Genomic DNA, 9,717 nt, shown 5'->3' on the forward strand with positions numbered 1-9,717 from the left:
ACACACAACCGGAGGTCCCTATCACCATGTTCAACCAGAAACTACAGGCTACCGAGAATATCGAATTCGAGATCGCAGAAGAGCTGCGCTACGAGACCGATCCCTGCGAGTTGAAACTGGATGAAATGATTGAGGCGGAGCCGGAACCCGAAATGATCGAGGGGCTACCCGCCTCCGATGCCCTGACGCCCGCCGATCGCTATCTGGAACTGTTCGAGCATGTTCAGTCAACACGCCTGTTCGCGGACAGCAAAACCTTCCCTGACTGCGCGCCGAAGATGGACCCGCTGGATATCCTGATCCGCTATCGTAAAGTGAAACGTCACCGGGATTTCGACCTGCGCCAGTTTGTAGAGAACCACTTCTGGCTACCGGCCACCTACGGCACGGAATATGTTTCTGACCCCGGTCTGTCGCTAAAAGAGCACATTGACAGCCTGTGGCCGGTGCTGACGCGCGAACCGCAGGACCATATCCCCTGGTCCTCTCTGCTGGTGTTACCGCAGGCCTATATTGTGCCCGGCGGGCGATTCAGTGAGACCTATTACTGGGACTCCTATTTCTCCATGCTGGGGCTGGCGGAGAGCGGACGTAACGACCTGCTGAAGTGTATGGCGGATAACTTCGCGTGGCTGATCGAACGCTACGGGCATATCCCAAACGGTAACCGTACCTATTACCTCAGCCGCTCTCAGCCGCCGGTCTTTGCCCTGATGGTCGAGTTGTTTGAAGAGGACGGGGTACGCGGCGCGAAGCGTTACCTTGAGCACCTCAAGATGGAGCACGCCTTCTGGATGGACGGTGCCGAGTCGCTGCTGCTTAATCAGGCCTATCGCAGCGCGGTACGTATGCCGGATGGATCATTGCTCAACCGCTACTGGGACGACCGCGACACGCCCCGGGACGAATCGTGGATTGAGGACGTAGAAACGGCCCGTCACTCCGGACGTCCGCCAAACGAAGTGTATCGTGACTTGCGCGCGGGTGCGGCCTCCGGCTGGGATTACTCCTCCCGCTGGCTGCGTGAGCCTGGCCGACTGGCCAGCATTCGCACCACGCAGTTTATCCCGATCGATTTGAATGCCTTCCTGTTCAAGCTGGAGAGTACTATCGCCAATATCTCGGCGTCGAAAGGGGATAAAGAGACCGCTGAACTGTTCCATCAGAAGGCCAGCGATCGCCGCGCCGCGATTAACCGCTACCTCTGGGATGAAGAAAGCGGCTGCTATCGCGACTATGACTGGCGCCGCGAAGTGATGGCGCTGTTCTCTGCGGCGAGCATTGTGCCGCTGTACGTCGGTATGGCCACGCATGAACAGGCCGATCGACTGTCGGATGCGGTGAAAACGCGACTGCTGACGCCGGGCGGGATTCTGGCAACCGAGTATGAAACCGGCGAACAGTGGGATAAACCCAACGGCTGGGCCCCGCTGCAGTGGATGGCCATTCAGGGGTTCAAGCAGTATGGCAATGACTCACTGGGCGATGAGATCGCCTGGAGCTGGCTGCAGACGGTGAATCATTTTTATAAGACCCACCACAAGCTGATTGAGAAGTATCATATCGCCAGCAGTACGCCACGCGAGGGTGGCGGGGGTGAGTATCCCCTTCAGGACGGCTTCGGCTGGACCAACGGCGTAGTGCGACGGCTGATAGGGTTGTATGGGGAGCCTTGAGTGGGGTGCGGTCTGGTGCCCTCACCCCGGCCCTCTCCCATAGGGTAAAGGGTTCAGCGAATCACCTCATAAATGGCAGTCTGAATGGACTGCCATTTTTTCGTGGTGGCATCCGGTTGCGACTGCGCACGCCGCGTAGCCATATCCAGATCGTGCTGCTGGCGCTTCACCACGGCGGGCACGGTGCAGAACGCTTTGAGATACGCTTTACGCACTGAGGTCAGGGATTCACCGTTCGACATCGCGTGGCTGAGCGTGTTGATAAAGCGACGGCATGGCTTCTCTTCCGTCATGTTCCGTCGGTAGCGCAGCATGAGCTCCAGCACGTCGTCATGGCCTGCCGACATCGCCTCTTCGGTCCATGACAGCTTCCAGTCCATCCCGCCCTGCAAAAAGAGCTGCGCGACACGAGTATCGTTGCGGTTAATCGCTGAACGGAAATTATTGTCGTCCCAGGTCACCCCCATGCGGGTCAGCGTCTCGCGCGCAGAAGGGGTTTCGCGCATATCTTTCGGCGGAGCCGCTTGCGCAGTGTGTTCGGCCGACGACTGCGGTTTGCTGCTGGTCACCAGCCAGAAGCCGCCCACCAGGATGGCGATTACCATCACGCCAACCGCGCCCCATAACGCACCGGAGATAAGCTGCTCACGCTGTTCGGGCGTGCGCGGCGCGCGCTGGGTCGGCTTTTCAATCGTGTCACGAACCTCAAACAGATCGCCACCGGTAACCCGATCCATTTTCTGCGCCTTTTCCCAGAAAGTGTGCAGTTCACTGGCGTCCACCGCCATCAATCCGGCCGGGTTGACGCGCGTTCTCCCCTCTTCGAATGCACGTTGAACCGGTCGGGATATCTGCATGTAGTAGTTATCCAGCAGCTGAATTTGCGCCGAACTTAACGTTTTCTGAACCGTGATGTTGTTGCGAATTTGCCGAATATCATCAAGGAAGGTTTGCAGCGTTTTACGCGGTTCTACCAGGAGCGTCAGCATGGCAGGATCGTTAAACAGCGAGGCGTAATACCGGCTGAACTCTTTTTTATCCACCAGCATCTGCGCCAGTTCACTGAACATCATCCCACTCAGGATATCGTTGATCTCCCCGAGCTTCAGCCAGCGTCTTACCCGGTCGGCATTAAATAAGGTCTTGAGATGATTATTGAGCCGCACCTGATCGGGCCAGGCCTGCTGAATAAGTCCTTTAATCATCAGCTCAATGGCGCGAACCTGCTTGTGCGCCTGCTGTTGCTGCAGTTCGCTACCCGTTGCCAGCTCCGTGCTGTAAGTCAGCAACGGCTGCTGCAAACGAAGATGTTCCAGCGTGGTCACAAAGCGCATCGCCGCAATCAGCTGGTTTTCGCTGACATCCTGCCCGCTTTCATACTTTGGAACGCGCTGCTGCAGCAGGCGCAGCTGCAGCGTAAATTCCGACATCTCGGCATCATTCAGATTGAGCGTCTTCGCAACGGCTGCCCATCCCCCGAGCGCTAAACGTGCGCTATCCAGTTGTTCCAGGAGCCAGCGTGGATCTTTTCCCTCAGAAACATGTACATTCAGGAGAAGCAAAATTTCAACCGACGCCTGGCGAATGACCGCCAGACAGTGTTCAAACTGTTCGCGAATATGATGTGATGTGCTGAGAGTCATTGTTTTCCTTAAGCGACAACGAAGACATCAGGAATGGGCACTTATGGCCATTTTTCTTTTATTTATACATGCTTAACCATACCTGACTTTCTGTTGAAATAAAGTGACAACCCTAAAATCATTAAAAATGTTTCAGGAGAATCTTAATGCCGGTTTTAATGACTTCACGCCTGAACTGCTCGCCTCTGCAGGAGCATGACTGGCCCTTTTTTCTGGCGTTGCAGCAACATCCTGACGTGATGCGCTTTGTGGCGGAAGACCGTCCCGTTGCCGCGATTCGTGAGGCGTTTGATTCTCGTCTGCCCCTCTGGACGCCGGGCAGCACGCACTGGCTGTGTCTCGTCGTCCGTGATGCCACCTCTCAGGCACCGCTGGGCGTGACCGGGTATATTCATCGTGAGGACGATTGCGCTGAAGTGGGCTTTCTTTTTGCACCCGAGGCGCAGGGGAAAGGTTACGGTTTCGAATCCCTGCAGGCGCTTTGCGATTACGCCTTTCGTGAGGGCGGACTACGTCGGCTCACCGCCACCGTCACGGCGGGAAATGTCGCCTCCAGACGTCTGCTGGAAAAAGCCCACTTTCGTCTGGAGGGGGAGCTTCGCGAGAGCTATTACCTTTCCGGACGCTGGCAAAATGACTGGTTATTGGGTTTATTGCGGCACGAATATCTGAACCATAACGCCTGATCAACAGCCATTTGGCGGATATTCTTCATTGTTCAATTCCTCTACAGTATCGCCATTACGAGGAAATGAATATGAAAGGTCATGCGCTGAATATCTCTTATGCCGCCATTGATTTAATAAAGAAGCATCAGGGGCTTTCACTGGAGAAATATCGTGATGAAAATGGTTTATGGGTGATCGGCTATGGACATGCGATCCATGAGGAGGACAATTTTCACGGTGGCATTACTCCGCTTCAGGCAGAATGTTTGCTTCAGGAAGATATTCAGTTATGTGAGAGGCTGCTGCGGGAAAATATAACACGCCCATTAACCCAACAGCAGCATGATGCATTGGTAGTATTGATATTCAGTTTCGCCGAGACGCCTTCACGTCTGAACGCGCTGTATCAGGCTATCGCCCGGGTATAGTACATGGCCGCCTGGGTCCGGTTTTTCACCTCCAGCCGCCGAAAAAGTGCTTCCAGATGCGCTTTTACCGTGGCCGCGCTGATGTTGAGATTGCGGCCAATCTCTTTATTTGACTCCCCCGCTGCCAGCAGTTTGAGTACCTCGCGCTGACGCTCGCTTAAACAGAGTAACGGCTGTGCTGATGATTGCTGGCTAACCCACTCCCCGGGAAAGCAGACCATCCCTCTCGACACGGAATCCAGCACGGCGGCAAACCGTTCGGGGTTAGCGTTACGGGGGATAATGGCCATCACGTTTCGCTGCATGAGCTGCTCAACCCATCTGGCCTCTTTTCTTGCCAGAACCATAATCACCCGTATCGCCGGGAAGGAATCCATAAGCTCTTCCAGGAAAGCACTCTCCTCTTCCTGGATCAAATTGCCGTCAATCATCACGATAGCAGACGGTGAAGCAGATATTTGCCCCCATAAATCGTCCGCCTGACAAGCGCCCGTTATATTTATTTCAGGAATTAACTCCTGCAGACCGTGTATCGCTCCATGAATAAATATCGACTGCCTGTCAAACATGATTACTCGCATCGTTTTTCTCCCTCTGAGAATAGCGAAGGGGGATTCTACAGAGGCAGTATTTAAGAAAAAACTCAATGAATGGAGAGGTTACAAATCCGCGAGTGGTTTTTATATTTGCCCGTACTTTGACACATCAGTTTTAAGGATTTCCTTAAGGGGTTCCCTCCCCTTAACAGCAGGCCTCACAGGAACATACCGCCTGACACCTCAATACGTTGCGCATTCATCCAGCCCAGCTTATCGCTGAGCAGTGCCGCGATGGCATCGCCGATATCGTCCGGCAACCCCACCCGCCCCAGCGCCGTCTGTGATGCCAGCATCTGATTAAGCTGCGCGTTGTCGCGAACGCGTCCACCGCCAAAGTCGGTTTCTATCGCGCCCGGCGCGATAATATTGACGGAGATACCACGCGCACCCAGCTCCTTCGCCTGATAGCGGGTCAACACCTCCATCGCCCCTTTCATCGCTGCATAGGTACCGGAGCCTGGCTGGGTAAATCGGGCCAGCCCGCTGGAGACGTTGAGGATCCGGCCTCCGTCATTCAGCAGAGGCAGCAGGCGCTGTGTCAGGAAGAAAGGCCCTTTGAAATGAATATTCATCGCCTCATCAAACTGGGCTTCCGTTGTGTCGGTATAGGGTGCATATAAACCCGTCCCGGCATTGTTCAATAAATAATCAAAGGTGTCGCGTTGCCAGACGGTCTTAAGGATTTCCTGAAGCTGCTGAGCAAACTTATCGAAGCTGGCAATATCACCGACGTTGAGCTGTAATGCTGCAGCATTCACGCCTTTTTCCTGAATTTCGCGAACAACCTCCAGCGCGTCCTGCTGATTGCTGTGGTACGTCAGAACAATTCCCGTTCCGTCTGCCGCCAGCTTCAACGCCGCGTTTTTACCCAAACCACGGCTACCACCCGTCACTAATGCGATACGTTCAGTCATCATAAACCTCGTTTTGGCTGTTATGGAGATTGAGAAAGAGCTTATTAGGTGATAGAAGATCAATAAAGAGGGTTTAAAACGCTTCACTGTTTCAACAGCAACAACAATGAGCTTCATCTATGGATAAAATTCACGCAATGCAGCTGTTTGTGCGCGTCGCGGAACTGGAAAGTTTTTCCCGTGCTGCAGAAACCTTAACGCTGCCGAAAGGCAGCGTTTCGCGGCAAATTCAGGCCCTAGAAAACCGCCTTGGCACCCAGCTGTTGCACCGGACCACGCGTCGCGTCAGCCTGACGCAGGACGGCATGGTCTATTACGAACGGGCAAAAGATCTGCTGGCAAACCTTGATGAACTGGACGGACTGTTTCAGCACGATCCCTCCACCATAAGCGGAAGGCTGCGCGTGGATATGCCCGTCGGCGTTGCTCGAAATTTAGTCATCCCCAGACTGCCGACTTTTTTGCAGCAGTACCCGGGTATTGAGCTGGAACTCAGCAGCAGCGATCGTCTGGTGGATGTGATTCGCGAAGGGTTTGATTGCGTGGTCCGCGTGGGCTCCCTGAAAGATTCAGGGTTAATTGCCCGGCCGCTGGGGAAACTGTCGGTAATTAACTGTGCCAGTCCGGATTATCTGGCGCGTTTTGGCTACCCTGAAACGCTGGATGATTTGGGCTCACACGCTGTGATTCACTACGCCGCCATGCTGGGTACCCGTCCGCAGGGCTTTGAATTTTATAACGGCAGTGCAACGCAGTGGATAAAGACGGGCGGCGTATTAACCGTCAACAGCACGGAGACCTACCAGGCGGCCTGCCTTGCCGGGCTGGGCATCATTCAGGTTCCACGTGTTGGGGTACGTGATTTACTGCGGGCGAAAAAACTGATTGAGATCCTCCCGCAATATCGCGCGGAACCGATGCCCGTGTCCCTGATTTATCCCCATCGCCGCAACCTCTCCCGTCGGGTACATCTGTTCATGGAGTGGCTGACCGAACTCACAAAAGCTTACGTGGATTAGTCGCAAGCTATAATTCAGTAACATCCAGCCTAACGAAAAGGAAAAGACGCGTGACGCCGGAAAATAACCCGCAACGACCCACCCAACATTTAGATTATGATCCCATCAAGAAGATGGAAACCGGGCCAGAAAAGGCTAAAACCCCAGGGGCGGCCAGCAAGACGCTGGGCACCGTCACCAGCCTGGCAGAAAGAATTCAGCAGTTTCCCATGGTTGCGCATTTGATACGTGCAACCGAGCGCTTTAATGACCGCATGGGGAACCAGTTTGGTGCTGCCATCACCTATTTCTCCTTCCTGTCGATGATCCCCATTCTGATGGTGTCGTTTGCAGCGGCCGGTTTTGTGCTCGCGTCGCACCCGACGCTGCTGCAGGATATTTTCAATAAAATCCTGAATAACGTCAGTGACCCGACCCTCGCCACCACGCTAAAAAGCACGATTAATACCGCTGTTCAGCAACGTACGACCGTTGGGATCGTTGGTTTGCTTATCGCCCTTTACTCCGGGGTAAACTGGATGGGTAACCTCCGCGAGGCCATTCGCGCCCAGTCGCGTGAGGTGTGGGAGCGTAAGCCGCAGGATCAGGAGAAAATATGGGTTAAGTATCTCCGCGACTTTGTTTCGCTGATTGGCCTGCTCATTGCGCTCATCGTTACGCTTTCGATTACCTCCGTGGCGGGCTCCGCACAGCAGATGATTATCTCTGCACTCTATCTGGATTACATCGAATGGCTGAAACCGGCCTGGCGCGGCATTGGGCTGGCGATTTCCATTTTCGCCAACTACCTGCTGTTCTTCTGGATTTTCTGGCGTTTGCCCCGTCATCGTCCGCGCAAGAAGGCCCTGCTCCGCGGAACGCTGATTGCGGCGATAGGCTTTGAAGTGATTAAAATCGTGATGACCTACACCCTGCCGTCGCTGGTGAAATCCCCGTCGGGCGCGGCGTTCGGCTCCGTGCTGGGGTTGATGGCCTTCTTCTACTTCTTCGCCCGCCTGACCCTGTTCTGCGCCGCGTGGATTGCCACCGCCGAGTACAAAGGCGACACACGCATGCCGGGAAAAACACACCGCTAACCCCTCTCTCGGGCTGAAATTTCAGCCCGACTCATCATTTCAGCATATAAATCCAGCCCGTAACTTTTATTTAACCAAAAACCAGTTTTATTCACCAATATTTAAAAACTGTGAAGCATTTCATGGAAGCATTTTCGCTGGCCTGAAAATTATCCGCTTTTTGTTGCTTTTATCACCAGAACGCGACTTTGTTACAGATTGAAATGTCGCTTTTGCTGTGCGTAATATGGCCTTTCGTTCGATAAAAAATAAGAAAATATTATGCAAGCAACAGCCACAACACTCGACTCTGGCGCGGAAAACGTCCCGGTCAACTCGCGCAATAAAGTTGTCGTCGCATCGCTGATTGGCACCGCCATTGAGTTCTTCGACTTTTACATTTACGCCACCGCTGCGGTCATCGTCTTCCCGCATATTTTCTTCCCTCAGGGAGACCCGACGGCGGCGACGCTGCAGTCTCTGGCAACCTTTGCTATCGCGTTTGTTGCACGTCCGATTGGCTCTGCGCTGTTTGGACACTTTGGCGACCGTATTGGTCGTAAGGTCACCCTGGTGGCCTCGCTGCTGACGATGGGGATCTCCACCGTGGCGATCGGCCTGCTGCCGACCTACGAAACCATTGGCATTCTGGCGCCGGTCCTGCTGGCGCTGGCGCGTTTTGGTCAGGGTCTGGGGTTGGGCGGTGAATGGGGTGGCGCGGCGCTGCTGGCGACCGAAAATGCCCCGCCGCGTAAACGCGCGCTGTACGGTTCATTCCCGCAGCTTGGCGCGCCGATTGGCTTCTTCTTTGCCAACGGGACCTTCCTGCTGCTTTCCTGGCTGCTGACGGATGAACAGTTCATGAACTGGGGCTGGCGTATTCCGTTTGTCTTCTCTGCCGTGCTGGTGCTGATTGGCCTGTATGTCCGCGTGTCCCTGCATGAGACGCCGGTGTTCGCTAAAGTGGCCGCGGCGAAAAAACAGGTGAAAGTCCCGCTGGGCACGCTGCTGACCAAACACGTCCGCGTCACCGTGCTGGGCACGTTCATCATGCTGGCAACCTATACGCTGTTCTACATCATGACGGTTTACTCCATGACCTACAGTACCGCCGCCGCGCCGGTTGGGCTGGGTCTGCCGCGTAACGAAGTACTGTGGATGTTGATGATGGCGGTCATCGGGTTTGGTGTGATGGTGCCGATTGCCGGCCTGCTGGCGGATAAATTCGGTCGTCGTACGAGCATGATTACGATCACCACGCTGATCATTCTGTTTGCCCTGTTCGTCTTCCCGCCGCTGCTGGGTTCGGGTAGCCCGGCACTGGTGATGGCCTACCTGCTGATTGGCCTTAGCCTGATGGGGCTGACCTTCGGCCCAATGGGCGCGCTGCTGCCAGAGCTGTTCCCGACGGAAGTGCGTTATACCGGTGCGTCGTTCTCCTACAACGTCTCTTCCATTCTGGGGGCGTCCGTTGCGCCATACATCGCCACCTGGCTGCAGGCAAATTATGGTCTGTTCTACGTGGGCGTTTACCTGGCGGCCATGGCGGCGCTGACGCTGATTGCGCTGCTGCTGACGCATGAGACTAAGCATCAGGCACTGTAAGCTAATGCCGGGTGGCGGCTACGCCTTACCCGGCCTACGATTCAAAATGTTGGCCGGGTAAGCGCAGTGTATGACCGGATACATAGGTGACAGATCAGACCGGGAACATA

Annotated in this window: 9 protein-coding genes; 6 read left to right on the forward strand and 3 right to left on the reverse strand. The window is 54.8% G+C overall.

What is annotated here, in order from left to right:
* Positions 1-26: 26 nt before the first annotated feature.
* Complete coding sequence (locus ACOTYN_RS11690) at positions 27-1,676, forward strand: alpha,alpha-trehalase (protein WP_014885585.1); 1,650 nt, start codon at positions 27-29, stop codon at positions 1,674-1,676.
* Positions 1,677-1,729: 53 nt separating this feature from the next.
* Here the strand turns inward: ACOTYN_RS11690 and ACOTYN_RS11695 are convergent, their stop codons facing one another.
* A complete protein-coding gene (locus ACOTYN_RS11695; protein ID WP_332957798.1) occupies positions 1,730-3,319 on the reverse strand; it encodes an STY4199 family HEPN domain-containing protein in 1,590 nt (529 codons plus the stop codon).
* A gap of 146 nt (positions 3,320-3,465) precedes the next feature.
* On the opposite strand from ACOTYN_RS11695, the gene ACOTYN_RS11700 reads away from it, so the two are divergent.
* Positions 3,466-4,005: a GNAT family N-acetyltransferase gene (locus ACOTYN_RS11700; RefSeq protein ID WP_014885587.1), complete on the forward strand. Its 540-nt coding sequence runs from the start codon at positions 3,466-3,468 to the stop codon at positions 4,003-4,005.
* Between the two features lie 71 nt (positions 4,006-4,076).
* Positions 4,077-4,415: a lysozyme gene (locus ACOTYN_RS11705; RefSeq protein WP_014885588.1), complete on the forward strand. Its 339-nt coding sequence runs from the start codon at positions 4,077-4,079 to the stop codon at positions 4,413-4,415.
* Here the strand turns inward: ACOTYN_RS11705 and ACOTYN_RS11710 are convergent.
* Positions 4,394-4,996, reverse strand: coding sequence for a response regulator transcription factor (locus tag ACOTYN_RS11710; RefSeq protein ID WP_014885589.1), 603 nt, complete (start codon positions 4,994-4,996; stop codon positions 4,394-4,396). The genes ACOTYN_RS11705 and ACOTYN_RS11710 overlap by 22 nt on opposite strands.
* A 173-nt stretch (positions 4,997-5,169) precedes the next feature.
* Positions 5,170-5,928: an SDR family NAD(P)-dependent oxidoreductase gene (locus ACOTYN_RS11715; protein ID WP_023331529.1), complete on the reverse strand. Its 759-nt coding sequence runs from the start codon at positions 5,926-5,928 to the stop codon at positions 5,170-5,172.
* Between the two features lie 119 nt (positions 5,929-6,047).
* Between ACOTYN_RS11715 and ACOTYN_RS11720 the strand changes: the two genes are divergently transcribed.
* From ACOTYN_RS11720 to ACOTYN_RS11730, 3 genes are all read left to right on the forward strand, one after another.
* Positions 6,048-6,947, forward strand: coding sequence for a LysR family transcriptional regulator (locus ACOTYN_RS11720; RefSeq protein WP_050861821.1), 900 nt, complete (start codon positions 6,048-6,050; stop codon positions 6,945-6,947).
* A 50-nt stretch (positions 6,948-6,997) separates the two neighbouring features.
* Complete coding sequence (gene yhjD, locus ACOTYN_RS11725; RefSeq protein ID WP_014885592.1) at positions 6,998-8,023, forward strand: inner membrane protein YhjD; 1,026 nt, start codon at positions 6,998-7,000, stop codon at positions 8,021-8,023.
* Positions 8,024-8,284: 261 nt separating this feature from the next.
* Entirely contained in the window at positions 8,285-9,607 is a 1,323-nt protein-coding gene (locus tag ACOTYN_RS11730) for an MFS transporter (protein WP_045135441.1), read from the forward strand.
* Positions 9,608-9,717 lie beyond the last annotated feature (110 nt).

The sequence above is a fragment of the Enterobacter cloacae complex sp. IR5458 genome, from assembly GCF_049238025.1.
GTDB classification, from domain to species: Bacteria; Pseudomonadota; Gammaproteobacteria; order Enterobacterales; family Enterobacteriaceae; genus Enterobacter; species Enterobacter kobei.